Source organism: Streptomyces africanus (assembly GCF_030816955.1).
GTDB lineage: Bacteria > Actinomycetota > Actinomycetes > Streptomycetales > Streptomycetaceae > Streptomyces > Streptomyces africanus.
In genome coordinates this window covers 1,695,223-1,720,530 of sequence record NZ_JAUSYP010000001.1, presented here as the reverse complement: position 1 = coordinate 1,720,530, position 25,308 = coordinate 1,695,223, and the positions used below count along the sequence as shown (strand labels likewise).

Annotated in this window: 23 protein-coding genes; 15 read left to right on the top strand and 8 right to left on the bottom strand. The window is 73.1% G+C overall.

Translation table 11 applies throughout. The features are described 5' to 3' along the window. Window positions 1-76 precede the first annotated feature (76 nt). The 3 genes from QF034_RS08095 to QF034_RS08085 all read left to right on the top strand — a co-directional run bounded on the left by QF034_RS08095 (window position 77) and on the right by QF034_RS08085 (window position 1,821). The gene (locus QF034_RS08095) at window positions 77-619 is read left to right on the top strand and encodes a sigma-70 family RNA polymerase sigma factor (RefSeq protein WP_307174274.1); all 543 of its coding nucleotides are present in this window, start codon (window positions 77-79) and stop codon (window positions 617-619) included. Next, window positions 616-1,428, top strand: a complete 813-nt coding sequence (locus tag QF034_RS08090; protein WP_307174273.1) for an anti-sigma factor — start codon at window positions 616-618, stop codon at window positions 1,426-1,428. The genes QF034_RS08095 and QF034_RS08090 overlap by 4 nt, the downstream gene beginning before the upstream one ends. A gap of 126 nt (window positions 1,429-1,554) precedes the next feature. After that, a complete protein-coding gene (locus QF034_RS08085) occupies window positions 1,555-1,821 on the top strand; it encodes a hypothetical protein (protein WP_037671693.1) in 267 nt (88 codons plus the stop codon). 155 nt (window positions 1,822-1,976) lie between these two features. On the opposite strand, the gene QF034_RS08080 is transcribed toward QF034_RS08085, so the two are convergent. Then, entirely contained in the window at window positions 1,977-2,759 is a 783-nt protein-coding gene (locus QF034_RS08080; protein WP_307174272.1) for an ABC transporter permease, read from the bottom strand. Continuing rightward, window positions 2,756-3,736, bottom strand: a complete 981-nt coding sequence (locus tag QF034_RS08075; protein WP_307174271.1) for an ATP-binding cassette domain-containing protein — start codon at window positions 3,734-3,736, stop codon at window positions 2,756-2,758. Before QF034_RS08075 ends, QF034_RS08080 begins: the two co-directional genes overlap by 4 nt. Before the next feature lie 63 nt (window positions 3,737-3,799). Here QF034_RS08075 and QF034_RS08070 point away from each other — a divergent pair, with 63 nt between their 5' ends. Next, window positions 3,800-4,516, top strand: a complete 717-nt coding sequence (locus QF034_RS08070) for a TetR/AcrR family transcriptional regulator (protein WP_307174270.1) — start codon at window positions 3,800-3,802, stop codon at window positions 4,514-4,516. Here QF034_RS08070 and QF034_RS08065 read toward each other — a convergent pair. From QF034_RS08065 to hmgA, 3 genes are read right to left on the bottom strand one after another with little or no spacing between them, the layout of a single operon-like run. Then, window positions 4,513-5,685 (bottom strand): type ISP restriction/modification enzyme, encoded by a 1,173-nt coding sequence (locus QF034_RS08065; protein WP_307174269.1) that lies wholly within the window; start codon window positions 5,683-5,685, stop codon window positions 4,513-4,515. The two genes, QF034_RS08070 and QF034_RS08065, sit on opposite strands and share 4 nt — an antisense overlap. A gap of 26 nt (window positions 5,686-5,711) precedes the next feature. After that, the gene (locus tag QF034_RS08060) at window positions 5,712-6,461 is read right to left on the bottom strand and encodes a GntR family transcriptional regulator (protein WP_307174268.1); all 750 of its coding nucleotides are present in this window, start codon (window positions 6,459-6,461) and stop codon (window positions 5,712-5,714) included. Window positions 6,462-6,487: 26 nt separating this feature from the next. Next, window positions 6,488-7,804 (bottom strand): homogentisate 1,2-dioxygenase, encoded by a 1,317-nt coding sequence (gene hmgA / locus QF034_RS08055; protein WP_307174267.1) that lies wholly within the window; start codon window positions 7,802-7,804, stop codon window positions 6,488-6,490. A gap of 182 nt (window positions 7,805-7,986) precedes the next feature. On the opposite strand from hmgA, the gene QF034_RS41435 reads away from it, so the two are divergent. The 11 genes from QF034_RS41435 (at window position 7,987) to QF034_RS08000 (ending at window position 22,535) form a co-directional block, all read left to right on the top strand. Next, on the top strand, window positions 7,987-8,835 hold the full coding sequence (locus QF034_RS41435; protein WP_370880772.1) for a hypothetical protein: 849 nt from the start codon (window positions 7,987-7,989) through the stop codon (window positions 8,833-8,835). Continuing rightward, window positions 8,832-9,449, top strand: a complete 618-nt coding sequence (locus QF034_RS08045) for a TetR/AcrR family transcriptional regulator (RefSeq protein ID WP_307174266.1) — start codon at window positions 8,832-8,834, stop codon at window positions 9,447-9,449. The genes QF034_RS41435 and QF034_RS08045 overlap by 4 nt, the downstream gene beginning before the upstream one ends. A 93-nt stretch (window positions 9,450-9,542) precedes the next feature. Continuing rightward, window positions 9,543-11,810: a molybdopterin oxidoreductase family protein gene (locus tag QF034_RS08040; RefSeq protein WP_307174265.1), complete on the top strand. Its 2,268-nt coding sequence runs from the start codon at window positions 9,543-9,545 to the stop codon at window positions 11,808-11,810. A gap of 135 nt (window positions 11,811-11,945) precedes the next feature. After that, the gene (locus QF034_RS08035; RefSeq protein WP_307174264.1) at window positions 11,946-13,382 is read left to right on the top strand and encodes a CitMHS family transporter; all 1,437 of its coding nucleotides are present in this window, start codon (window positions 11,946-11,948) and stop codon (window positions 13,380-13,382) included. Window positions 13,383-13,431: 49 nt separating this feature from the next. Further along, on the top strand, window positions 13,432-14,661 hold the full coding sequence (locus tag QF034_RS08030) for an MFS transporter (protein ID WP_307174263.1): 1,230 nt from the start codon (window positions 13,432-13,434) through the stop codon (window positions 14,659-14,661). A 92-nt stretch (window positions 14,662-14,753) separates the two neighbouring features. Next, entirely contained in the window at window positions 14,754-15,344 is a 591-nt protein-coding gene (locus QF034_RS08025; RefSeq protein ID WP_307174262.1) for a hypothetical protein, read from the top strand. Beyond that, on the top strand, window positions 15,331-16,830 hold the full coding sequence (locus QF034_RS08020; protein ID WP_307174261.1) for a class F sortase: 1,500 nt from the start codon (window positions 15,331-15,333) through the stop codon (window positions 16,828-16,830). The genes QF034_RS08025 and QF034_RS08020 overlap by 14 nt, the downstream gene beginning before the upstream one ends. Window positions 16,831-16,996: 166 nt before the next feature. After that, on the top strand, window positions 16,997-18,337 hold the full coding sequence (locus tag QF034_RS08015; protein ID WP_307174260.1) for an ABC transporter ATP-binding protein: 1,341 nt from the start codon (window positions 16,997-16,999) through the stop codon (window positions 18,335-18,337). Window positions 18,338-18,479: 142 nt separating this feature from the next. After that, complete coding sequence (locus QF034_RS08010) at window positions 18,480-19,868, top strand: aldehyde dehydrogenase family protein (protein WP_307174259.1); 1,389 nt, start codon at window positions 18,480-18,482, stop codon at window positions 19,866-19,868. Between the two features lie 20 nt (window positions 19,869-19,888). Next, window positions 19,889-20,971: a Zn-dependent alcohol dehydrogenase gene (locus QF034_RS08005; protein ID WP_307174258.1), complete on the top strand. Its 1,083-nt coding sequence runs from the start codon at window positions 19,889-19,891 to the stop codon at window positions 20,969-20,971. A gap of 193 nt (window positions 20,972-21,164) precedes the next feature. Beyond that, the gene (locus tag QF034_RS08000; RefSeq protein ID WP_307174257.1) at window positions 21,165-22,535 is read left to right on the top strand and encodes an MFS transporter; all 1,371 of its coding nucleotides are present in this window, start codon (window positions 21,165-21,167) and stop codon (window positions 22,533-22,535) included. Here the strand turns inward: QF034_RS08000 and QF034_RS07995 are convergent. The 3 genes from QF034_RS07995 to QF034_RS07985 all read right to left on the bottom strand — a co-directional run bounded on the left by QF034_RS07995 (window position 22,524) and on the right by QF034_RS07985 (window position 25,286). Continuing rightward, window positions 22,524-23,498, bottom strand: coding sequence for a DMT family transporter (locus tag QF034_RS07995; protein WP_307174256.1), 975 nt, complete (start codon window positions 23,496-23,498; stop codon window positions 22,524-22,526). The two genes, QF034_RS08000 and QF034_RS07995, sit on opposite strands and share 12 nt — an antisense overlap. Window positions 23,499-23,875: 377 nt before the next feature. Then, complete coding sequence (locus QF034_RS07990; RefSeq protein ID WP_307174255.1) at window positions 23,876-24,586, bottom strand: ArsR/SmtB family transcription factor; 711 nt, start codon at window positions 24,584-24,586, stop codon at window positions 23,876-23,878. 58 nt (window positions 24,587-24,644) lie between these two features. Then, window positions 24,645-25,286 carry a TetR/AcrR family transcriptional regulator gene (locus QF034_RS07985; protein WP_150479957.1) on the bottom strand — a complete coding sequence of 214 codons (642 nt, stop codon included), beginning with the start codon at window positions 25,284-25,286 and terminating at the stop codon, window positions 24,645-24,647. Window positions 25,287-25,308 lie beyond the last annotated feature (22 nt).

The window sequence follows — 25,308 nt, the reverse complement described above, 5'->3', positions numbered from 1 at the left end:
CCCTCCGGAGGTGTGTGCGTTGCGAATGCCTCGTATGAGGGGACAGGCCCCATGCGGCCTGGGAGAGGGGGACCGAGTGGAGGCGGACGAGCTGCTGCTGCGCGTGGCGGGCGGCGACCAGCAGGCCTTCGAGAACTTGTACGGGCTGGTGTCCGGCCCGGTGTTCGGGCTCGTGCGGCGCGTGGTGCGCGACCCCGCCCAGTCGGAGGAGGTGGCTCAGGAGGTGCTGCTCGAACTGTGGCGCTCGGCGGCGAAGTTCGACCCGGGGCGGGGCAGCGCGATGTCGTGGATCCTCACCCTCGCCCACCGCCGTGCCGTCGACCGGGTGCGCAGCGCCCGCGCCGCCGGCGAGCGGGAGCAGCGGGAGGCATGGCGCGCCCATCACCCGGCCTTCGACCAGGTCACCGAGGAGGTCGAGGCGGGACTCGAACGCGAGTGGGTACGCGTCTGCCTGGACCGCCTCACCGAACTGCAGCGCCAGTCCGTCACCCTCGCCTACTACGAGGGCTACACGTACCGTGAGGTGGCCGAGCGGCTCTCCCTGCCGCTGGGCACGGTCAAGACGCGGATGCGCGACGGGCTGACCCGGATGCGCGAGTGCCTGGGAGGCGTGGCATGAGTCTCTTCCGCCGCGAGGACCCGCACTCGCTCGCCGCGCCCTACGCGCTCGACGCCCTGGAACCCCCGGAGCGGGTCCGCTTCGAGAAGCACCTCAGGGACTGCGGCCGCTGCGCCGCCGAGGTGCGCGCCCTGTCCGAGGACGCCGTCCGGCTCGCCTGGTCCGCGGCCGCACCGGCCCCCGCCGCCCTGCGCGACCGGGTCATGGCCGCCGTACGGACCACTCCGCAGGACCCGGCGCCGCAGAACGCGGCGCGCGAGCCGGCCCGCGCGCGAACGCCGCAGCTGCCGCCGCACGTGTGGGGGACCCAGCCGCCGCCGCGGCAGCGGCGCCGGATGCCGCTGTTCGTGCCCTTCGCGACGGCCACCGCCGCCGCGGCCCTCGTCGTCGCCTCGCTGTTCGCGGTGCAGGCGGACCGGACCCAGGACCAGCTGACCGCCGAGCGGGACCGCTCACGTGAGATCGCCCACGTTCTCGCGGCTCCGGACGCCCGTGCGAGCAGCGGCCGGGACGGGCGGGGCCGAACCATCGGAGTGATCGCTTCCGCCTCGGAGGGGAGCGCGGTGGTCACCCTCGGCGGATACGGTGCTCCGCCCGGCGGCCGAGTACACCAGTTGTGGCTCATGCGCCCGGGCGCGCAACCACGCTCCCTGGGCCTCTTCGAGGGCGACACGCCCTTGGTCGCGACGGGTCTGGGCACCTCCGCGACGTCACTGGCCGTAACCGTCGAGCCCGGCGGCGGATCGCCGCAGCCCACTACCCAGCCGATCGTCCAACTCGCCCTGAAATCTGTTGGATTCGGAGAGTAATCGGGGATACATCGTCAACGCCCTTATGGGGAAGGTGAATCCTGTGACCGCGATACACGAGTGCCCGGACGGGGCGATAGGGTTAACCTGCCCGGGCCGGGTGGACTCGTACGGGTGGGGAGTGACATGGAACAGATAACAGTGCGCAGCAGGGCCAGGGTCCCTGCGATCACCTGCGGGAGCAGCGCGACCAGTTCGCGCCTCGACCGCCACCTCTCGGTGCTGGGTGGCCCTGCCGTCCCGCAGCGGGAGACGGTCGAGGCGACCTCTCTGATGCGTGAACTGACCGCGCGTCAGCCGCATGACCGCAGTGGCCGGGGAGCGCGCGTGCGCCGCGTCTCGCTCTTCGCACCGCTGCGCCGGCTGCGCCGCTCGCTGTTCGGCGGCAAGTAGGGGCCCGCGCTCGGGCGGTCACACCGCGCCAGGCGCCACGCTGCGCCCACGTCGTCCGTCATCCCCACGGCACGCAGCGGCGCCAGGTGTGTACCCGAGCGCGGCCCGCCCCCGGTCGGTGCCTCATCCCCGCCCGGCAGTGACCGGCCGCCCCTTCACCGCTCCCCATGCGCGTACTGACGCACGGCCAGCGGCACGAACACCCCGAGCAGCACGGCGCACCACATCAACGACCCCGCGACGGGGTGGGCCACCGGCCAGGCCGCTCCGGCGGGCACCGGCGCGTTGCCGAACAGGTCCCGCAGAGCCGTCGCCACCGCGCTGATCGGATTCCACTCGGCGACCGTCCGCAGCCACCCCGGCAGCCCGCTCGTCGGGATGTACGCGCTGGACAGCAGCGGCAGCAGGAACGTCGCCCCGCCCAGCTGACCGGCCGCCTCCTCGTTCCGGGTGAGCAGGCCGAGGAAGATCCCGGCCCACACGCAGGCGAAGCGGAACAGCATCAACAGCCCGACGGCCCCGAGCGCGGCGAGCAGGCCGCCCTCGATCCGCCAGCCCACCGCGAGCCCCACCAGCAGGAACGGCACCGTTCCCACGGCCGTGGCCACCAAGTCCGCGGCGGCCTGCCCCAGCGGTACGGCCGCCCGGCTCATCGGCAGCGTCCGGAAGCGGTCCGTCACGCCCCGGTGCGTGTCCTGGGCCGCCTGGAACATGCCGGTCATGATCCCGCCCGAGGCGGTCGCCACCAGCAGGCCCGGTACCAGGAACGACCGGTACGCCTCGCCCGGCATCACCAGCGCGCTGCCGAAGACGTAGCCGAAGAACAGCAGCATGCTGACCGGCATCGTCTGGGTGAGGATCAGCAGCCCCGGGTTGTTCCGCATCCGCAGCAGCTGGCGGCCCAGCATCGCGGTTCCGTCGTACGCCAGCATGCTCATGCGGCACGCTCCTTGTCGTCGGTCGTGGTGGTGGTCGTGGCCTGGGTCGTGGTGTCCGTGAGGCGCAGGAAGACGTCGTCGAGGGTCGGCGGCCGCAGGCTCACGTCGAGCAGCGGCACGCCCGCCGCGTCCAGCGTGCGCACGAGCAGCGGGAGGGTGAGCGTCGGGTCCTTGCTGACCGCGCCGACGGCGCCGCGTTCGTGGTCGAACGACGGCTGCGCGCCCGTGAGCCGGTCGAGGACGGCGGCCGCCTTCGTGAGCGCGTCCGGGTCCGTCACGACGACCTCGGCGTGCGCCCCGACGAGCGCCTTGAGCTGCGCCGGCGACCCGGTGTGCGCGACCCGGCCGCGGTCCACCAGGGCGATGTCGTCGGCGAGCTGGTCGGCCTCCTCCAGGTACTGGGTGGTGAGGAGCACGGTCGTGCCCTCGGCGGTCAGGTCGCGCACCGCGTCCCAGATGAGGGTGCGGCTGACCGGGTCGAGGCCGGTCGTCGGCTCGTCCAGGAACAGCACCTCGGGGCGGCGGATCAGGCTCGCCGCCAGGTCCAGCCGGCGCAGCATGCCGCCGGAGTAGGTGGAGGCGGGCCGGTCGGCGGCCTCGGCCAGTCCGAAGCGGTCCAGGAGGTCCGCGGCCCGGCCGGCGGGGCCGCGCACCCGGTGCAGCCGGCCGAACAGCAGCAGGTTCTGACGCCCGGTGAGATCCCCGTCGACCGAGGTGTCCTGCCCGGTGACGCTGATCCGGTTCCGGACGGCGGCGGCCTCCCGGGCGAGGTCGTGCCCGGCGATCCGGGCGGAGCCCGCGTCCGGCCGCAGCAGCGTGGTCAGCAGCCGTACGGCCGTCGTCTTGCCCGCCCCGTTCGGCCCGAGGACCCCGCACACCGTCCCCTCCGCCACCGCGAGATCCAGCCCGCGCAAGGCATGGACCTTCCCGAACCGCTTCTCCAGACCCTCACTAAGTACAGCGTACGTAGAAGTCATGGCATGACCATAGCGCACTACGTACGCTGTACGTAACTAGGATGGTGGCCGAGGTGATGATCGATGGCGGGCCGTGCTGCCGTACCCGAAGTGATCTGGGCGCGCCCCGAGCGCACCGGCCGTGGGCCGAAACCGGCGTTCACCCGCGCCGACATCGCGGCGGCGGCGGTGCGGATCGCCGACGCGGAGGGGCTGGACGCGGTGTCCATGCGGCATGTCGCCGCGGAACTGGGCTGCGGCACGATGTCGCTGTACAACTACGTCCCCCGCAAGGAGGACCTGTACGAGCTGATGATCGACGCCATCGGTGCCGAGCACGAGTTGTTCGAGCCCACCGGCGACTGGCGCGCCGACATGCTCCGCAACGCCGAGGAGACGCGCGCCATCATGCGCCGTCACACCTGGGTGCCGCGCCTGATGCCCGGGGTGTTCGCCTTCGGCCCCAACTCCCTGCGCTACCTGGAGCACTGCCTGGCCTGCCTCGAACCGCTCGACGTCCCGGGCGGCACGAAGACGGAGCTGATCGCGCTGCTCAACGGCGTCGTGACGACGTACAGCGCGAACGACATCGCGACCGTCGAGCGCACGCGCTCCATGCCGTGGACCGTGGAGGAGGAGAACGCGGTGCGGATGGCCTATCTGGGCAGCCGGGTGGCCACCGGCGCGTATCCGCGCCTGGCCGCGGCCTTCATGGAGCAGAGCGGGCCGGTCGATCTGGAGGCGGTGTTCAGACGGGCCCTCGAACGCGTCCTGGACGCCTACGACCCCGAGCCGCGCTAGAGCAGGGCGAGCTGGCCTTCCGGTCCTTCCTCGGGGCCGTCCAGTACCGAGGCCGGGCGGCGGGCCGACGCCGGCACCGGGAGGACACCGGCCTCGCGCAGCTCGGTCGCCGTGACCGGGTCGGGGACCGCAGGCTCCTCCAGTGGGCGCAGTTCGGTCAGCAGGGCCAGGACCGTGATCAGTTCCAGCAGCTCCGACGTCCAGGTCTGGGGCCAGGTCGCGGGGCGGATCGCGGCGAGTGTGCCCGGTTCGGCCTCGGCGACGCGCGCCGTGAACCACTGCTCCAGGACGCGCACCCCGCCCACCTCGAAGTCCCAGGCCTCGGGCGGCACCGGGGAGACGCGGCCCTCGTCCAGCAGCAGAGCCTCCTCGTCCCGGTCGTAGCGCAGGGTCAGGGGGCGGGAGGGCAGCGGGGCGCGGACGTAGGGGCGGCGGCCGCCGGGGAGCTTGGGGCGTTCGCCGTCGCGGCGCATCAGCCACAGCAGCCGGTGGCCCACCTCCAGGCCCCGCGCCCAGGCGTCGGCGTCCCCGGTGAGCGGGACGGAGAGGTCGGGGCGTGCTGTCGCCGTGATCCAGGCCAGCACGTCCAGCGGCGTGGGGGCGCTGCCCAGACGGGTGCCCAGGTGCTCCAGCAGGCCGGGCGCCAGATTCGGCTCCTGCCCGTCCGGCCGCCGGAACAGCGGGCGGATCCGGCCGGGGCGCAGCAGCGGGAGCAGTGAGGTGACGAGCAGGCGCGGGACTTCGCGGGCACTCCCTGGGGCCTCGGGCGTCTCCAGGACGAAGGCCTGCCGTTCGTCCGCCACCCGCCACAGCTCCGGGCGGGCCGCGTCGATCAGCCGCTGGTCGGGGATCAGCCACTGCTCGTCGAAGGGGGCGTACAGCACGCGCACCGGCTCCGGGCACGGACCCGAGGCGCGCGCCAGCTTCTGCGTGCCGCTGCCGGCCTGGCCGGGCAACTGGCCGACCGCCGTGTGCGGCGTGCGTGAGCGGGTCGGCTCGAACAGGGTCTCGCGGTCGGGTCCCTCGGCCTTCAGCAGGGCGTCCCAGCGGGCCTTCAGGGACGCCGCGTCGGGTCCCGCCGGCCAGCCCCGGCCGAGCCGCGGCGGTGCGACGGACCACGGCATGAGGTCCGCCAGCAGCGGAGCGTCGTCGTGCGTCACGCAGGGCATCGTACGGTGTGGCTCCGACACCCGGGTCAGGTCGCCTCCAGGGTCACCGTGAAGGAGAAGCGGTCCCCCCGGTACTGGATGACGGCCACGTCCAGAGGCCGCCCGCCGGCGTCGTACGTGATGCCCGTGTAGTGCAGGATCGGGCTGAGCAGCGGGACGTTGAGCAGTTTCGCCGTCTCCGGGTCGGCCAACCGGGCCTCCACCGTGTCCGTGATGCGGCTGATGTCCGCCCCGACGACGTCCCGCAGCACCTTGGTCATGGGCCAGCGGACCAGGTCGTCCAGGTCCATGCGCGCGGCCAGTTCGGGACGCACGTAGTTGCGGGCGTGGTTGGTCGGCTCGCCGGTCTTCTCGTCGCTGCGCAGCCGGTGGTACGTCGCCACCTCCGGCAGATCCGGGAAGAATTCGGCGAGTTCGGCCGGCACCGGGGCCGTGCCGTGGTCCAGCAGCTCGGTCGTCATGCCGGACTGCTGGGCCACGATCGCGTCCACCGAGCCCAGCAGCCGGACCGGGGAGCCCCGGCGCGCGTGCGGCTCGATGAACGTGCCGCGCCGGCGGTGGCGCGTGATGAGCCCCTCGTCCTCCAGCTCCTTCAGCGCCTGCCGCATGGTCAGCACGCTCACGCCGTAGTGCCCGGCCAGCTGCTCCTCGGTGGGCAGGCGCAGCGGGTCCTGGGGCGAGCGGCCGAGGATCGAGGCGCGCAGCGACTGCGACACCTGGTACCAGAGCGGCAGCTTGCGGTTCAGGACGATCGAGTCCGGAGCGAAGGAGGTCACGGGCCATCCGTACCGGTCGGGGGTGTTCAGTGCAAGGGACGGAAGTGCCGCTCCAGGCCCTGCCAGACGTCGTCGTAGCGCTGCTGGAGGTGTTCGGCGCGGGCCGCCTGCGGGGTGAGGGTGATCGGCCAGCGGGTCTCGAACATGAACGCCAGGCCGTCGTCGATCTTCTGCGGCCTCAGCTCCGCGGCGCTCGCACGATCGAAGGTCTCCCGGTCCGGGCCGTGCGCCGACATCATGGTGTGCAGCGAGCCGCCGCCCGGCACGAAGCCTTCCGCTTTCGCGTCGTACGCGCCCTCGATCAGGCCCATGTACTCGGTCATCACGTTCCGGTGGAAGTACGGCGGCCGGAACGTGTCCTCGCCCACCAGCCAGCGCGGGGCGAACACCACGAAGTCGACCCCGGCCAGGCCCGGGGTGTCCGACGGGGACGTCAGCACCGTGAAGATCGACGGATCCGGGTGGTCGTACGTGATGGTGCCGAGCACATTGAAACGGCGAAGGTCATAGCTGTACGGCACATGGTTGCCGTGCCAGGCGACGACATCGAGCGGGGAGTGGTCGTAGGTGGCCGTCCAGAGGTTGCCGCAGAACTTGTTCACCACCTCCACCGGGCCCTCGACGTCCTCGTACGCGGCGACCGGGCCGCGGAAGTCCCGGGGATTGGCGAGGCCGTTCGCGCCGATAGGGCCCAGGTCGGGGAGGCGGAAGGGCGCGCCGTAGTTCTCGCACACATAGCCGCGGGCGGACTCGTCGAGCAGCTCCACACGGAAGCGGACCCCACGAGGGATGAGCGCCACATGTCCCGGCTCCACATGGAGCAGACCGAACTCCGTGCGCAGCAGCAGTCCGCCGCGCTCCGGGACGATCAGCAGCTCACCGTCAGCGTCGCTGAACACCCGGTCCATCGAAGCGTTGGCGGTGTAGAGGTGGACGGCGATGCCCGTGCGCTGGGTGGCGTCGCCGTTCCCGCCCAGGGTCCACAGGCCGGCCAGGAAGTCGGTCTCCGGCGCCGGGTCGGGCAGCGGGTTCCAGCGCAGGCGGTTGGGGTCGGGCACGGTCTGGGTGAAGGGGGCGGTGCGGATCGAGCCGTTGTGCGTGCGGGTGAACGCCGGGTGCGCGGCCGACGGGCGGATCCGGTACAGCCACGAGCGGCGGTTGTGCGCCCGGGGCTCGGTGAAGGCCGTACCGCTCAGCTGTTCCGCGTACAGCCCGAGCGGGGCCCGCTGGGGGGAGTTTCGGCCCTCCGGCAATGCGCCAGGGACGGCCTCGGAGCTGTGCTCGTTGCCGAAGCCGGAGAGGTAGGTCAGCCCTTCGGCGGTCTTCCGCGCGTCCGCGCCCATGATCGCTGCTCCCTTGCGGTCCGATTCCTGCGTCCCACCCGATTCCTATGCGACACCGTAGGATTGCGATTTCCCCGGCGCAAGGGGGACGCGCGGCACTGCGGGACTCCTCTCCGGGGAGGAGGGTGAACCCGACTCCAGGACGATCCGCCGGCCCGGACGCCTGTCCTACGCTCCCCGGCATGTCGTGGACACGGGGATCTCGCGCCGTGCTCGTGATCTGTGTCCTGCTGCTGACCGGATCCGCGGGCCGCGGCTCCGATGAGGCACGGGGGAGCGGAGCGTCGCCCACGCCGGTGGGCAGCCTCCTGGGGGACCGGGACCAGGGCGGGCGGCCCTACCGCGAGGTGGCGCGGCAGGGCGCTCCCGACATCGGCGTCGAGGTGCAGCCCGGCGCGGCCGGAGGCTGGGACGTCCGTCTGACCGTGCGGAACTTCCGCTTCTCCCCGGCGGGCACGGCGGCCCGGGCGGTGGCCGGGCGCGGACTCGCGCGGCTGTACGTGGACGGCCGCCTCGTCGCCCGGCTCCGGGCGCCCGGGTACCGTCTCGCCGGCCGACTCGTGCCGCGCGGCACGCACCACGTCACGGCCCGTCTCTACGCCGACGACGGCACGGTGTGGGCGGTGGACGGCACACCCGTGGAGAGCACGGCCGACATCACCGCGTCCGAGCCAGGCCCCGGCGCTGGCGCTGGCGCTGAGTCGGAGCCCGGCCCCGGCGCTGGCGCTGAGTCGGAGTCCGGCCCTGGCGCCGGCCTCGCGTCGGAGTCCGGCCCCGGCGTTGGCGCTGAGTCGGAGTCCGGCCCCGGCCTCGCGTCGGAGTCCGGCCCCGGTGTTGGCGCTGAGTCGGAGCCCGGCCCTGGCGCCGGCCTCGCGTCGGAGTCCGGCCCTGGCGCCGGCCTCGCGTCGGAGTCCGGCCCCGGCCCGACGCCGGGCGTGGGTGACCGGCTGACGGTGCGGACGCACGCGTCGGACCCGCGGATCCGGATCGGGGGGCGAGGTTCACCGGAGCGTGCCGGAAAGGCATCATGAAGCCCGTGCCCCATGCGACCTCGCTCCGTCGTGCGCCCGTCCAGCGGCGCAGTGCCGAACGCCTGGCCAGGATCCTCGACGCCTGCGCCGACCTCCTCGACGAGGTCGGCTACGACGACCTGAGCACCCGGGCCGTCGCCCAGCGGGCCGGAGTCCCCATCGGCTCGGTCTACCGCTTCTTCGGCAACAAGCGCCAGATGGTCGACGCGCTGGCCCAGCGCAACCTGGAGCGCTACTCGGAGCGGGTCACCCAGCGTCTGCGGACGGCGGGCGACGGGGGCTGGCGCGAGGCCATGGACGCCGTGCTCGACGAGTACCTGGAGATGAAGCGCACCGCGCCCGGCTTCTCCTTCGTCGACTTCGGCAACCAGATCCCGGTCGGCGCCCGCGACACCGAACCCAACCACCGCGTCGCCGACCGCCTCACCGGCCTCCTCTCCGGTTATCTCGACCGCGAGCCCGACGAGGAGCTGCGCCGGGTCTTCCTCGTCGCCGTCGAGACCGCCGACACCCTCGTCCACCTGGCCTTCCGGGTCGCGCCGGAAGGAGACCCGAAGATCATCGAGGAGATGCGGCAGATGCTGAGGGCCTATCTGGCCCGGGTGCTCGACTGACCTCGTCCCGGCCAGGGCCTCCCCTCCATGCATACCGGTCGGTATGCTCGGGCCGTCCGTGCGTCACCGTAGCCGCCGCCCCCGGGAGGACCCGTGTCCCGCACCGCCCTGCGTATCTGTCCCCTGTGCGAGGCCACCTGCGGCCTGACCCTCACCATCGAGGGGACGCGCGTCACCCATGCCCGGGGTGACCGCGACGACGTCTTCAGCAAGGGGTTCATCTGCCCCAAGGGCGCCTCCTTCGGGGCCGTCGACGCCGATCCCGACCGGCTGCGCACGCCGCTCGTGCGCAGGGACGGCGAGCTGCGCGAGGCCACCTGGGAGGAGGCCTTCGACGCGGTCGCCGCCGGTATCCGGCCCGTCGTCGAGCGGTACGGCCCGAACTCCGTCGGTGTCGTCCTCGGCAACCCCAACGTGCACACCATGGCCGGCGCCCTCTACCCGGCGGTACTGCTCGCCGGGCTCGGCACGCGCAGCGTGTTCACCGCCTCCACGGTCGACCAGATGCCCAAGCACGTCTCCAGCGGACTGCTCTACGGCGACGCGAACGCCATCCCCGTGCCCGACCTGGACCACACCGACCATCTGCTGCTCATCGGCGCCAACCCGCTGGAGTCCAACGGCAGTCTGTGCACGGCCCCCGACTTCCCCGGCAAACTCAAGGCCCTCAAGGCCCGGGGCGGCACGCTCGTCGTGATCGACCCGCGGCGCACCCGCACCGCCAAGCTCGCCGACCGGCACATCGCCGTGCGGCCCGGCACCGACGCGCTGCTGCTGGCGGCGATGGCCCAGGTGCTCTTCGCCGAGGACCTCACCGAGCCGACCCCGCACGTGCAGGGTGTCGAGGACGTGGCCGACGCCCTGCGGGAGTTCACCCCCGAAGCCGTCGCCGCCGCCTGCGACGTCGAGGCCGGTGTCATCCGCACCCTCGCCCGCGAGCTCGCCGCCGCCCCCACCGCCGCCGTCTACGGCCGCATCGGCAGCTGCACCGTCCCGCACGGCACCCTGGCCAGCTGGCTCGTCGACGTGCTGAACATCCTCACCGGCAATCTCGACCGGCCCGGCGGCGCGCTCTTCCCACAGGCCGCCACCGACAGGACCCCGCGCCCCGCCGGACCCGGCCGCGGCTTCGCCCTCGGGCGCTGGCACTCCCGCGTGAGCCGGCACCCGGAGGCCAAGGGCGAGCTGCCCCTCTCCGCCCTCGCGGAGGAGATCGACACCGCCACCGAGGAGGGCGAGCCGGTGCGCGCGCTCCTCGCCGTCGCCGCCAACCCCGTGCTGTCCGCGCCCGACGGCGACCGGCTCGACAAAGCGCTCGACTCGCTCGACTTCATGGTCAGCGTCGACCCGTACCTCAACGAGACCTCCCGGCACGCCGACGTGGTCCTGCCTCCGCCGCCGCCCTCCCAGAGCCCGCACCACGACTTCGCCTTCAACACCCTCGCCGTCCGCAACCAGGTCCGCTACACCCGCCCCGCGGTCCCGCTGGAGTCCGGCCGCATGGCCGAGACGGAGATCCTGGCCCGGCTGATCCTCGCCGTGACCGGCATGCACGGGGCCGACCCCGCAGCCGTCGACCAGATGGTCATCGACCAGACCCTCGGCAAGGCCGTCAAGGAGCCGCACTCGCCCGTCCACGGCCGTGACCCCCGCGAGCTCGCCGCACAGCTCACCGGCGACACCGGCCCCGAGCGACGCCTGGACATGATGCTGCGCCTCGGCCCCTACGGCGACGGCTTCGGCGTACGACCCGACGGACTGACCTTGGAGCAGTTGCTCGCGCACCCGCACGGCGTCGACCTCGGCCCGCTGCGCCCCCGTCTGCCGCAGCCGCTGAAGACCAGGAGCGGCAAGGTCGAGTTGCTGCCGCAGCCGATCGCGGACGACCTGCCGCGCCTGAAGCGCGCCCTGGCGGAGCGCCCCGACGGGCTCGTCCTGGTCGGCCGCCGGCACCTCCGCTCGAACAACAGCTGGATGCACAACGTGCCGGCCCTCACCGGCGGCTCCAACCGCTGCACCCTGCACATCCACCCGGAGGACGCCGAACGGCTGGGCGTGCGCGACGGGGCGCCGGTGCGCGTGAAGGGCGCCGGGGGAGAGGTGACCGCACCCGCCGAGGTCACCGACGACGTACGCCGGGGTGTGGTGAGCCTGCCGCACGGCTGGGGTCACAACCGCCCCGGCACCCGGCTCAGCCACGCCGCGACCGACCCCGGCGTCAACGTCAACCAGCTCCTCGACGGCCGCCTGCTCGACCCGCTGTCGGGCAACGCGGTCCTCAACGGAGTGCCCGTCGTAGTCGCCCCCGAGACGGCCCCCGGATGCGCATCCGTGACCGAAAAGCTCACCGCTCTGACCTGAGCAAAGCTGTGACCAGCAGTTTTGCGCTTATTGCTCGCACGTCAACGTCTTGTTAACGCTGCTTGAACGGACCTAACGTCTCGGACACCGCCGGCCCTGGTGGGATGTTCAAGGGCGAACGTTAGGTATCCACTCATGCTGACCATCCTCGGCTTCGCCATGATCGCGACCTTCCTGGTCCTGATCATGATGAAGAAGATGTCGCCGATCGCGGCGCTCGTGCTGATTCCCGCGCTGTTCTGCGTGTTCGTCGGCAAGGGCGCCAAGCTCGGCGACTATGTCCTCGACGGCGTGACCGACCTCGCCCCCACCGCGGCGATGCTCATGTTCGCGATCGTCTACTTCGGTGTGATGATCGATGTCGGTCTCTTCGACCCGGTCGTCCGCGGCATCCTCAAGTTCTGCAAAGCCGACCCGATGCGGATCGTCGTCGGCACCGCCGTGCTCGCCGCGATCGTGTCGCTGGACGGCGACGGCTCCACCACCTTCATGATCACCGTCTCGGCGATGTACCCGCTGTACAAGCGCCTGAAGATGAGCCTGGTCGTGATGACCGGTGTCGCCGCCATGGCCAACGGCGTGATGAACACCCTCCCGTGGGGCGGCCCGACCGCCCGCGCCGCGACCGCGCTCAAGCTCGACGCCAGCGACATCTTCGTCCCGATGATCCCGGCGCTCCTGGTGGGTCTGCTCTTCGTCTTCGTCCTCTCCTACGTCCTCGGTGTGCGCGAGCGCCGGCGGCTGGGCGTGCTGACGCTGGACGAGGTGCTGGTCGACGAGAAGGCCGAGGTGAAGGTCGAGGAGAAGGAGACCGAGACCGTCCTGGTCGGCGCCGGCTCCGGCAACGGCAAGAACGCCGGCAACGGCAAGAGCACGCTCCCCACGGGCGGTGCCGGCTCCGGCACGGACGCCGACGAGCAGGACGACGACTTCCAGGGCCTCGACCCCCACCGCGCCACGCTGCGTCCCAAGCTGTACTGGTTCAACGCGCTGCTCACGGTCGGTCTGCTCACCGCCATGATCATGGAGCTGCTGCCGATCCCGGTGCTGTTCCTGCTCGGCGCCGCACTCGTGCTCACCGTCAACTTCCCGCACATCCCGGACCAGAAGGCCCGCATCGCCGCCCACGCCGAGAACGTCCTGAACGTCTCCGGCATGGTCTTCGCCGCCGCCGTCTTCACCGGCGTCCTGCAGGGCACCGGCATGGTCGACCACATGGCCAAGTGGATGGTGGACGTCATCCCCGGCAGCATGGGCCCGCACATGGCCCTGGTCACCGGCGTCCTCAGCCTTCCGCTGACGTACTTCATGTCGAACGACGGCTTCTACTTCGGTGTCCTGCCCGTCCTCGCCGAGGCGGGCGCCGCACACGGTGTCTCCCCGCTGGAGATGGCCCGCGCCTCGCTGGTCGGCCAGCCGCTGCACATGTCCAGCCCGCTCGTCCCGGCCGTCTACGTCCTGGTCGGCATGGCCAAGGTGGAGTTCGGCGACCACACGAAGTTCGTCGTGAAGTGGGCCGCCCTCACCTGCCTGGTCATCCTCGGGGCGGGCATGCTGTTCGGCATCATCTGACCCCCGTGGTCATCCGGCCCGTGGTCATCCGATCCGCATGGAGGACATCGTGAGGCCCGGTGGGAACCGCGGCTGGCTGCTCCGCCTCGTCATCGCCTTCAGCTTCGCGCAGGGGGCGGTGTCGATGGCCCGGCCCGCCGTCTCCTACCGGGCCCTCGCGCTGGGCGCGGACGAGCGGGCGGTCGGTGTGATCGCCGGTGTGTACGCGCTGCTGCCGCTGTTCGCCGCCGTGCCCCTGGGGCGCCGCACCGACCACGGCCGCTGCGCGCCCCTGCTGCCCGTCGGCGTGGTTCTCATATCCGGCGGCTGCGCGCTCAGCGGCCTCGCGGACTCCCTGTGGGCGATGGCCCTGTGGAGCGGGGTGATGGGCCTCGGCCACCTCTGCTTCGTCATCGGCTCCCAGTCCCTCGTCGCCCGCCAGTCCGCGCCGGACGAACAGGACCGCAACTTCGGCCACTTCACCATCGGCGCCGCGCTCGGCCAGCTGGTCGGTCCCGTCGCCGCGGGCGCGGTGATCGGCGGCGACGACATGACGGGCACGAGCGCGCTCGCCCTGATCATGGCGGGCGCGATCGGGGCGGTCGCGTTCACCTCCCTGTGGCGCATCGAGCACCGCCGCACGGCGGACACGTCCCGTGCGCGGAAGGGCGACCGTGTCCCGGTCCGGCACATCCTGCGCACCCGGGGGGTGCCGGCCGGCATCCTCATCAGCCTCGCCGTGCTGTCCGCGACCGACATCCTCACCGCGTACCTTCCGGTGGTCGGCGAGCACCGGGGCATCGCGCCGTCCGTGATCGGGATCCTGCTCAGCCTGCGCGCGGCGGCCACCATCGCCTGCCGCCTGGTGCTGACGCCCTTGCTGCGGCTGCTCGGCCGCACCCTGCTGCTCACGGTGACCTGTCTGCTGGCGGCCCTGCTGTGCGCGGGCATCGCCCTGCCGGTGCCGGTGTGGGCGCTCGGGCTGCTGCTGGTGCTGCTCGGCTTCTGCCTCGGTGTGGGGCAGCCGCTGTCCATGACGACGGTCGTCCAGGCCGCCCCCGACGAGGCCCGTTCCACGGCCCTGGCACTGCGCCTGACCGGCAACCGGCTCGGCCAGGTCGCCGCGCCCGCCGCGGCCGGGCTGATCGCCGGGGTCGCGGGGGTGGCGGCGCCGTTCGTGATGCTCGGGGTGCTGTTGCTGCTGTCCTCCGGCGTCGCCCTGCGGTCGCCGGTGGAGCGGAAGGACACGGGTGAGGCCCGCCGGCCGCGGGTACGGCTGCGCCGGAAGAGCGATATCTGACGCGTCGCAGGGCGCAGTTGCCGCCCTTCGACGGTCTTGTGACAGAGAGTCAGGTGACGAGGTATTTGTATGACAATCATCTGACTGGAGGCATGTTCATGCCCGTCGTACCCCCCGCGTGCCGTGCCGGCACCCGCACCGCCGTCCTCGCCGCCCTCACCCTCGCAGGGACCACCCTGAGCGGAGTGCCCGCTGTCGCCGCTCCGGGGGACAACGGGGACGTCAAGATCCACGCGACCGACACGATGGCCAGTGATCGACGCAACGACCCGAAGGTCTGCGACTTCTACCTCGCCGCGTTCGACTTCGAGGGTGGCGAGACGGTCAACTGGACCATCCAGACCCTGCCCGAGGTGCCGGCCAAGAGCGGTTCCGTCACCCTCGACGCGGCGGGCGCGGGCCGCACTCCGCGCATCGACCTGCCCAACGGGCAGTACAAGCTGACGTGGCTCACCGACCGGGCCCACGGCGCGGGCAAGTTCAAGGTGTTCCAGGTCGACTGCCCGGCCTCCAAAGCCACGCCCACCGCCATCACTCCCAACGGTGGCCCGCCGGCGGGTGGCGGCGGCATCGCCCGCGCCGAGGCCTTCACGCCGGTCGCCGGCGCAGCCGCCGTCGGGCTGGCCGCCGTTGCCGGGACGGTCTGGTTCCGGCTCCGTCGCCGCCCCGATGGCGCGGCGTAGGCCGCGTTCCGCGTATCGCGCCGGTCCGGTGGAGCGGCGTGGGGCCGGGGAGGCCATGGGTGCGGGGTCCGTGGGGTGGGGTGAGGGAGGGGCTGGTCCCGACACCGGTTCGGAGGTTCGGGGCGGGGCCGGCTACCGGTCTGAGTCCGGCTCGGTGGTTCGAGGTGGGGCCGGCTACCGGTCTGAGTCCGGCTCGGCGGTCCGGGGTGGGGCCGGCTACCGGTCCGAGTCCGGCTCGGCGGTTCGGCGTGGGGCGGGGTCCCGTTCTGCCGTCGTGCCGACGGTCCGGCGTGGCGGTGGGGCAGGTTCCGGCGGGGCTCCTGTGGGGCGGCGTGGGGTCGCGTCGGCTCCTTCCGCTGATCCGGGGACGCTGCGGGGGGCCGGGCCCGGTTCCGGTGCTGCTCTCGCGGTGCGGCGGGGACCGGGCTACGGGGGCGCGGCGGTTCGGCGTGGGGCCGGAAACGGTGTCGTCGCCGTTCCGGCGGGGCGGCGCAGGGCTGGTTCCGGATACGTCCCTGCTCCGGTGGCGCGGCGCCGGCGGTACCGCAGGCCCTGGTACCGGACGCGTGCCTACCGCCTGACGCGGACGATCGTGGTGACCGTCTTCCTGCTCGTGTGCGGTGTCTGCCTGGACCGGGGTGGAGAGCCAGGCAGGTCGGCCACGGCCCTCCCGCCGGCCTCCGCCGCTGCCGTGCCGGGCGGATCGGACGACGCCCCGGCCGCCCGGCCCCGCCCCTCCCGGGAACCCGGCCCTCACACCGGCCCGTCCCGGGCACCCGCATCCCGTACGGCCGCGGGCCCCACCCCCCGGTCCGATGCCCCCGGGTCCCACACCGCCGGGCGCCCGCCCCTCGGATCCGATGCCCCGCCCCACGCCTCCGGTCGACGGCCCCTCGGATCCCCCACCCCCGGGCCCTCCACCGACGCCCCCCGGGCACGGCACCAGCGGCCCGCCGCCGACCCCGGCCCGAACCACACCTCCACCCCCACCGCACGACGGCCCCGCCCCCCGGCATCCCCCCGGCCCCTGCCCCCCTCCCGAGCCACCCGCCTGCTCATCCCCTACCTCCGTCTCGACGCCCCCGTCATGGACCTGGGCCTCGACCGCGAACACCGCCTCACCGCACCCCCGGAGGACGATCCGAAGCTGGTCGGCTGGTACCGGAACGGCGCCTCACCGGGCGAGCGGGGCACCGCCGTGGCCGTCGGGCATCTCGACACGGACAGCGGTCCCGCCGTCTTCGCGGGACTGCCCGAGCTCACCCGCGGCCGCATCGTCAAGGCCCGCCGCGCCGACGGGCGGATCGCCGTCTACACCGTGGACCGGGTCAAGTCGTACGAGAAGGCGCACTTCCCGAGCCAGGAGGTGTACGGCGCCCGGGGCCGCCCCGAGCTGCGCCTGATCACCTGCGGCGGCAGCTACGACCGCAGGAAGGGCTACTCCGGCAACGTCGTGATCTTCGCCCACCTCACCGGCGTCCAGTGACCCCGTCCGCCTTCTCACCAGCTGGACCGAAAGCCCGGATTCCGCCAAGTGTCTTCCCCAGGCCGGGCACATTCCGTTAACTTCCGTGACCCACAGCCCCGTACGACCCGCACGGGGCTTCCGACCGCGGAGCACCAGCGCCCTGATGACCCCTCGGGGGCACCCCATGACACGCGCCATCTCCCTGCACGACGTGAGCAAGGCCTACACCCGAGGCGCCCGCGTGGTGGACCGGCTGTCGCTGGACATCACGCCGGGCGAGTTCCTCGTGCTGCTCGGCCCGTCCGGCTGCGGCAAGTCGACCGTGCTCCGCATGATCGCCGGCCTGGAGGAGATCGACGAGGGCGAGCTGCTGCTCGACGGCGAGTACGCCAACGACCTGCCGCCCGCCGGGCGGGACATGGCGATGGTCTTCCAGAACTTCGCCCTGTACCCGAACATGACCAGCCGCGCCAACATCGGCTTCCCCCTGCGGATCGAGGCCCCGGGCACGGACCCCGGGCCGCGCGTGGACGCCACCGCCCGGATGCTGGGCATCGAGGACCTCCTCGACCGCCTGCCCGGCCAGCTCTCCGGCGGCGAACGCCAGCGGGTCGCCATGGGCCGGGCCATCGCCCGCCACCCCTCCGCCTTCCTGATGGACGAGCCGCTGTCCAACCTGGACGCCAAGCTCCGCACCCATCTGCGCGCCGAGATCTCCCAGCTGACCAAGGAGCTGGGCGTCACCACGATCTACGTCACCCACGATCAGGCCGAGGCCATGTCGCTCGGCGACCGGGTCGCGGTGCTGCGCGGCGGCGTGCTCCAGCAGGTCGACAGCCCGCGGGCCGTCTACGCGCTGCCCAGCAACGTCTTCGTCGCCGCCTTCATCGGCACCCCGCGCATCAACCTGCTGCGCGGCCTGGTGCGTGCCCCGCTGGACGGCGCGATGACCATCAGCCTGGGCAAGCAGTTCCTGCGTCTGCCCGAGCCGCTCTCGCTGGACCACCAGCTGCTGCGCGTCGAGCAGGGCCGCGAGGTGATCGTGGGCCTGCGCTCGGAGGCCGTCCGGATTGCCAAGCACTCGGCGGCCCGCCCCGGCGAGGTGCCGATCACCGGCCTGGTCGAGCACGTGGAGTTCCAGGGGCACGAGATCCTCGTCCACTTCAACACCGGCTCCAGCCCCGCCGTCGTCCCCGAGCTGGAGGCCCCGCGCCCCCGCCCCGGCCGCCCCGCCCGGCGCCGCCGCCGCGAGGCCTCGGTCCTCACCCGCCTGCGGGAGCGGACCGGAGCCGGACGGGCGGGCCCTGTCGTGACCCTGGACGACCCCGGGGACGCCGAAGTCCGTCCGTCGTCCGCCGAGGCCCGCCTGCCCGGCGACCTCATCGTCCGCACCACGCCCGACCTCGCCCTCCGCCACGGCATGCAGGTGCCGCTCCTGGTCGACCTCGCCCACCTCTTCGTCTTCGACCGGCACGGCGACCGCATCTGTCCCCACCCCGCGCGCCTGCCCGACCTGGGGGAGTGAGGAGCCGCACACCCGGGCGGGGCCCCGGCCGTGCTGTGATGACCCGGGATCCGGGGCCCGGCACCCGTGACGTCTGGCGTCGGAAAACTATCGCCGCTAGTTTATGTGTCGGACGACGACGCCCCGCCCCGGAGGAAGCGCGATGAAGGCATACGACGGCATGTACATCGGGGGCGCCTGGCGCCCCGCCGCCGGCCAGGACGTGATCGAGGTCGTGAACCCGGCCGACGAGCAGGTCATCGGCACGGTCCCGGCCGGTACCGCCGAGGACGTCGACACCGCCGTACGGGCCGCCCGTGCCGCCCTCCCGGACTGGGCCGCGACCCCGCCCGCCGAGCGTGCGGCGCGCCTGGCCGCCCTGCGGGACGTGCTCACCGCCCGCGCGGACGAGATCGCCGAGACCGTCACCGCCGAACTCGGCTCGCCCCTGAAGTTCTCCCAGGCCGTCCACGCGGCCGTGCCGATCGCGGTCGCGGGCTCCTACGCCGAGCTGGCGGCCACGTATGCCTTCGAGGAGAAGACCGGCAACTCGGTCGTGCACCACGAGCCGATCGGTGTCGTGGCCGCGATCACCCCGTGGAACTACCCGCTGCACCAGATCGTCGCCAAGGTCGCCCCGGCCCTCGCGGCCGGCTGCACCATCGTCGTGAAGCCCGCCGAGGACACCCCGCTGGTCGCCCGCCTGTTCGCGGACGCCGTGCACGAGGCCGGCCTCCCGGCGGGCGTCTTCAACCTGGTCACCGGCCTCGGCCCGGTCGCCGGGCAAGCACTCGCCGAGCACCCCGGCGTCGACCTGATCTCCTTCACCGGCTCCACCGCCGTCGGCCGGCACATCGCCGCGATCGCCGCCGGGCAGGTCAAGAAGGTCGCCCTCGAACTCGGCGGCAAGTCCGCCAACGTCATACTCCCGACCGCCGACCTCGCCAAGGCGGTCAACGTCGGCGTCGCCAACGTCATGTCCAACTCCGGGCAGACGTGCAGCGCCTGGACGCGGATGCTGGTCCACCGCGGCCAGTACGACGAGGCGGTGGAACTCGCCGCGACGGCCGCCGCCAAGTACGGCGAGCGCATCGGCCCGGTCGTCAACGCCAAGCAGCAGGCGCGGGTGCGCGGCTACATCGCGAAGGGCGTCGCGGAAGGCGCCCGGCTCGTCGCCGGCGGTCCCGAAGCCCCGCGCGAGAAGGGCTACTTCGTCAGCCCGACCGTCTTCGCCGACGTCACCCCGGACATGACCATCGCGCAGGAGGAGATCTTCGGCCCGGTCCTGTCGATCCTGAAGTACGAGGACGAGGAGGACGCCCTGCGGATCGCCAACGGCACGGTGTACGGCCTGGCCGGCGCCGTATGGGCCGGTGACGAGGCCGAGGCGGTGGCCTTCGCGCGCCGGATGGAGACCGGCCAGGTCGACATCAACGGCGGCCGCTTCAACCCCCTCGCCCCCTTCGGCGGCTACAAGCAGTCGGGCGTGGGCCGCGAGCTCGGCGTGCACGGCCTGGCCGAGTACCTCCAGACCAAGTCCCTCCAGTTCTAGTCAGGGGAGTCCCTTCCGTCATGGCTGTCCGTGCCGCCGTCCTGCCCGCCGTCGGCTCCCCGCTGGAGATCACCGGCATCGACCTGCCCGACCCCGGACCCGGACAGGTCCGCGTCCGGCTCGCCGCCGCCGGGGTCTGCCACTCCGACCTGTCCCTGTCCAACGGCACCATGCGCGTGCCCGTCCCCGCCGTCCTCGGCCACGAGGGCGCCGGCACGGTCGTCGCCGTCGGGGAGGGCGTCACCCAGGTCTCGCCCGGCGACGGGGTCGTCCTCAACTGGGCCCCGTCCTGCGGCACCTGCCACGCCTGCTCGCTCGGCGAGGTCTGGCTGTGCGCCAACGCCCTGAGCGGCGCCGCCGACGTCTACGCCCGCACCACCGAGGGCACCGACCTCCACCCCGGCCTGAACGTCGCCGCGTTCGCCGAGGAGACGGTCGTCTCCGTGTCCTGCGTCCTGCCCGTGCCGGACGGCGTCCCGCTCACCGACGCGGCCCTCCTCGGCTGCGCCGTCCTCACCGGCTACGGCGCCGTCCACCACTCGGCCCGCGTCCGGCAGGGCGAGACGGTCGCGGTGTTCGGCGTCGGGGGAGTGGGGCTCGCCGCCCTCCAGGCGGCCCGGATCGCGGGCGCCTCGAAGATCATCGCGGTGGACGTCTCCCCGGCCAAGGAGGAACTGGCCCGGACCGCCGGAGCCACCGACTACCTCGTCGCCTCCGACACCACGGCCAGGGAGATCCGCGGCCTCACCGGCAAGCAGGGCGTCGACGTCGCCGTCGAGTGCGCCGGCCGCGCGGTCACCATCCGCACCGCCTGGGACTCCACCCGGCGCGGCGGCCGCACCACGGTCGTCGGCATCGGCGGCAAGGACCAGCAGGTCACCTTCAACGCCCTGGAGATCTTCCACTGGGGCCGCACCCTCTCCGGCTGCGTCTACGGCAACTCCAACCCCGCTCAGGACCTCCCGGTACTCGCCGGACACGTCCGGGCGGGCCGCCTGGACCTGACCGCCCTGGTGACCGAACGCATCTCCCTGGACGGCATCCCGGCGGCCTTCGAGAACATGCTGGCGGGCAAGGGCGGCCGCGCGCTGGTCGTCTTCTAGCCCGTTCCCACCCGCACCCCGGCCTCCGCGCGAGGCCGGGGTCCGAGGCGTGCCCGCACGCACACTGAGTGCCCCGTACAAGCAAAAGTCCTGGTGTGCGACCCGTTGACGCCCATACCGTCCGGTCAGTACGTTCCCCGGACCATCGAGCCACCCCCCGTTCCGTCCCCGCACCCACCGGAGCGTGCACCATATGGACACGGCCCCTTCCGCTCAGCCGCACACCTCCACCGCGCCCGCCGCGGGCAACCGCCGCCGCGTGGCCACCGCCGCGGCCCTCGCCTCGGCCGTCGAGTGGTACGACTACTTCGTCTTCGGCATCGCCGCCGCCCTCGTCCTCGGCGACCTCTACTTCCCCGCAGGCAGCTCCAGCGCCGGCGTGCTGGCGTCCTTCGCCACGTTCGCCGTCGGCTTCCTCGCCCGCCCCCTCGGCGGCATCGTCGCCGGCCACCTCGGCGACAAGCGCGGCCGCAAGCCGATGCTGGTCCTCGCGCTCACGCTGATGGGCGTGGCCACCACCGGCATCGGCCTGCTGCCGACGTACGACACGATCGGCGTCGCCGCCCCGATCCTGCTGGTCCTGCTCCGCGTCGCGCAGGGCGTCGCCGTCGGCGCCCAGTGGGGCGGCGCGATGCTCCTGGCCACCGAGTACGCCCCGGAGGGCAAGCGCGGCGTCTACGGCAGCGTCGTCCAGCTCGGCGTCCCCATCGGCGTGGTGACCGCCAACACGGTCTTCCTGGTCGCCGGCGCGTTCACCACCGACTCGGCGTTCGCGGCCTGGGGCTGGCGCGTGCCGTTCCTGGTCGGCCTGCTCGTCCTCGCCCTCGCCTGGTACATCCACACCCGCGTCGAGGAGACCCCGGCGTTCCGGGAGGCCGAACGCGCCCTCGCGGAGCGCGAGAAGACCGAGCAGACCTCGCCGCTGCGCACGATCCTGCGCGGCCACCTCGGCACGGTGCTCCTCGCCGGCGGCTCCTTCGCCGTGAACACCGCGACCTTCTACATCCTCATCACCGGCGTCCTCGACTACACGACGCGTGAGCTGGACATGAAGAAGGGCCCGGTGCTGATGGTCTCGCTCTGCGTCAGCCTCACCCAGCTCGTGCTGATCCCGGCCGCCGCCGCGCTCTCCGACCGCGTCGGCCGCATCCGGATCTACGCCTTCGGGGCGGCCGGCATCGCGCTGTGGGCCGTGCCGCTCTTCCTGCTGATCGACACCGGCTCGCTGCTGTGGCTCGCGGTCGGCACGTTCGTCGCCAGTTGCTTCCTGAGCATCATGTACGGCCCCCAGGCCGCCCTGTTCGCGGAGCTGTTCACGCCCGAGATGCGCTACACCGGCGCCTCCCTGGGCTACCAGATCGCGGCCGTCGCGGGCGGCGGTCTCGCCCCCTTCGTCATGGTGCTGCTGCTGGAGGCGACGGGCACGTCGATGGCGGTGTCCGGCTACATCATCGCGCTCTCGGTGATCGCACTGCTCTCGATCAAGGTCCTCGCGGGCCGGGTGCGTTCGGCGGAAGCCGGGGCCGGACCGGAGGCCGCGTCCCCGGCCACGTCAGCGAGCTGAGTCCGAGGCCTGCTCGGGCCGGGGCTCCGGAGCCGCTCCCGGATCCCCGGCCCGAGCCACCGCCCTGGACCGCGACCGCGACCGGGACACCGCGACACCCGCCAGGCACAGCGCACCACCGACCAGGGTGAGCAGCCCCGGCACCTCGCCGAGGAACAGCCAGGACATCAGCACGACCAGCGCGGGCGCCGCGTACGTCGTCGCGCCCATCCGGCTCGCGGTCGTCCGGGACAGCGCGTACGCCCACGTCGTGAAGGCCAGGGCGGTCGGGAAGACGCCCAGGTACACCATGTTGAGCGTCGCGGAGGCCGGCGCCTCGGCGGCCTCCTTCACGAGCTGCCCGGCGAACGGCAGACAGACCACCGCGCCCACCAGGCAGCCGAACGTGGTCACCTGCAACGGACTGGCCGTGCCCAGCGCAGGCTTCTGCGCCACGACACCGGCGGCGTACGTGACCGCCGCCAGCAGGCACAGCACCACCCCGAGAACGGAGGAACCGCCCTCGCCGGACATCGACAGACCCACGGTCACCGCACCGGCGAACGACACCGCCATCCCCGCCAGCAGTCGCGGCGGCATCGGATCGCCGAGCAGCCGGGCACCCAGCAGCGCGATGAGGATCGGCCCGGTGTTCACGACCAGGGCGGCCGTACCCGCGTCGACCTGCTGCTCGCCCCAGTTGAGGGCGACCATGTAGACGCCGAACCACAGCAGGCCCGATATGGCGATCCCACGCCAGGCCGAGCGCGGCGGCCACCCTTCCCGCCGCAGCAGACAGATCACCCCCAGCGTCAGCGACCCGGCCAGCAGCCGCCCGAGTGCCAGCGCGCCCGGCGAGTACGCCTCCCCCGCACTGCGGATCGAGACGAAGGCGGAGGCCCACAGCACGACGGTCACCGCGGCCGCACCGGCGGCCAGCAGCTCGGCCCGGCGGGCGGGGCGGGGAGGGGTGTGGTTCATCATGATCCCGAGGCTAGGAGGGGAAAGGGCAGGCACGCTCGCGAATTTCGGACGGGGCGGGGGTCTGTCGGGTGGGGTGGTCGGGGTCCGTCGGGCAGGTGGTCGAGGTGCGTCGGGTGGGGCAGAGACGCGGTCCGTTGGGCGGGTGGTCGGGGTCCGTTGGGCAGGGTGGTCAGGGCCTGTCGGGCGAGGCGGCCGCGGCCCGTCGGGCGAGGCTTCGGGGTCTGTCCGGTGGGGTGGTCGGTGTCTGTGGGCTGGGTGGTCGGGGCCCGTCGGGTGAGGCGTCGGGGTTCGTGGGGCGAGGCTTCAGGGCCTGTCGGGCGGGGCGGTCCGGGTAGGTCGGGCGGGGCGGTCACGGGTCGTCCGGCGCGGCTGCGAGGTCAGCGCAGTTCCGCGGCCTCCACGCCCAGCAGGTCGAACAGGGCCCGCTCACCGGCCGCGGTCACCTTCACGGCCCGCTCGGAGCCGATGCGCACGCACCACCCGGTGTCCAGGGCGTGCCGGCACAGAGCCGCGCCCGCGACGCCCGCGAGGTGGGGCCGGCGTTCGGTCCAGTCGAGACAGGCACGGGCCAGAGGGCGCCGGCCACGCCGGTCGAGGCCGATTCCGGCCGACTCGAACCACGCCAGCCCGGCGTCGGTGAGCGCGAACCCGGTCTCCTGCTGCAGCAGCCCGCGCGCCGTCAGCGCATCCGTGACCGCGATGCCGAGCCGCCCGGCGAGATGGTCGTAGCAGGTGCGGCCCCGGGCCATCGCCGAACCGGCGCTGGACTCCCGCAGGTTCCGCGGCCGTACGGCCCTGCCCGGCGCGACCTGCGCCGCCAGGTCCTCCACCAACTGCGCGACCCGCGCGTCGGCCAGCCGGACGTACCGGTGCCTGCCCTGCCGCTCCTCGGCGAGCAGCCCGCCCGCGACGAGCCTGCCGAGATGCTCGCTCAGCGTCGACGCGGCGACACCCGCGTGCCGCGCCAGTTCGCTCGCGGTCCAGGCCCGTCCGTCGAGCAGCGCCAGCAGACACGCCGCCCGGGTCTCGTCCGCGAACAGCGCGGCGAGCCGGGCCAGAGCCGTGGCCTGCGGGTCTTTCGTCGTCATGCCCCCAGCATGGAACACGGATACTTCGGCCGCCGCCGAACCGTGTGACCCAGTGTCGCTACGCGGTCCGCCGCACCTGCTCGTACTGCCGTGCCAGCCCGTCCAGCAGGGCCGTCAGCCCGGTCTCGAAGGCCCGCTCGTCGATCTTCTCCTGCTGTTCGGCGAGCCGATGGGCCTGCTGGAGATGGGGGTAGTCGGCGGGGTCGTAGGCGCTCGCGTCGTCCACGAAGCCCCCGGCGAAGGAGCCGAGCGCGGAGCCCATCACGAAGTAGCGCATCAGCGCGCCGATGGACGTGGCCTGCGCCGGCGGCCAGCCCGCCTCGACCATGGCGCCGTAGACGGCGTCCGCGAGCCGCAGTCCGGCCGGGCGGCGGCCGGGACCGCGGGCCAGCACCGGGACGATGTTCGGGTGGTCGCGCAGCGCGGCCCGGTAGGAGACGGCCCAGTCGTGCAGCGCGGTCCGCCAGTCCCGGCCGTCCTGGAACATCGTCAGGTCCACCTGGCCGCTCACCGAGTCGGCGACCGCCTCCAGGATCTCGTCCTTGGTGCGGAAGTGGTTGTAGAGCGAGGGCCCGCTGACCCCGAGTTCGGCGGCGAGCCGGCGGGTGGAGACGGCCGCGAGGCCCTCCGCGTCCACGAGCGCGCGGGCCGTCTCGACGATCCGGTCGGTGCTGAGCAGGGGCTTGCGCGGTCGGGCCATGGCGCACATAGTAGGGCTGCCG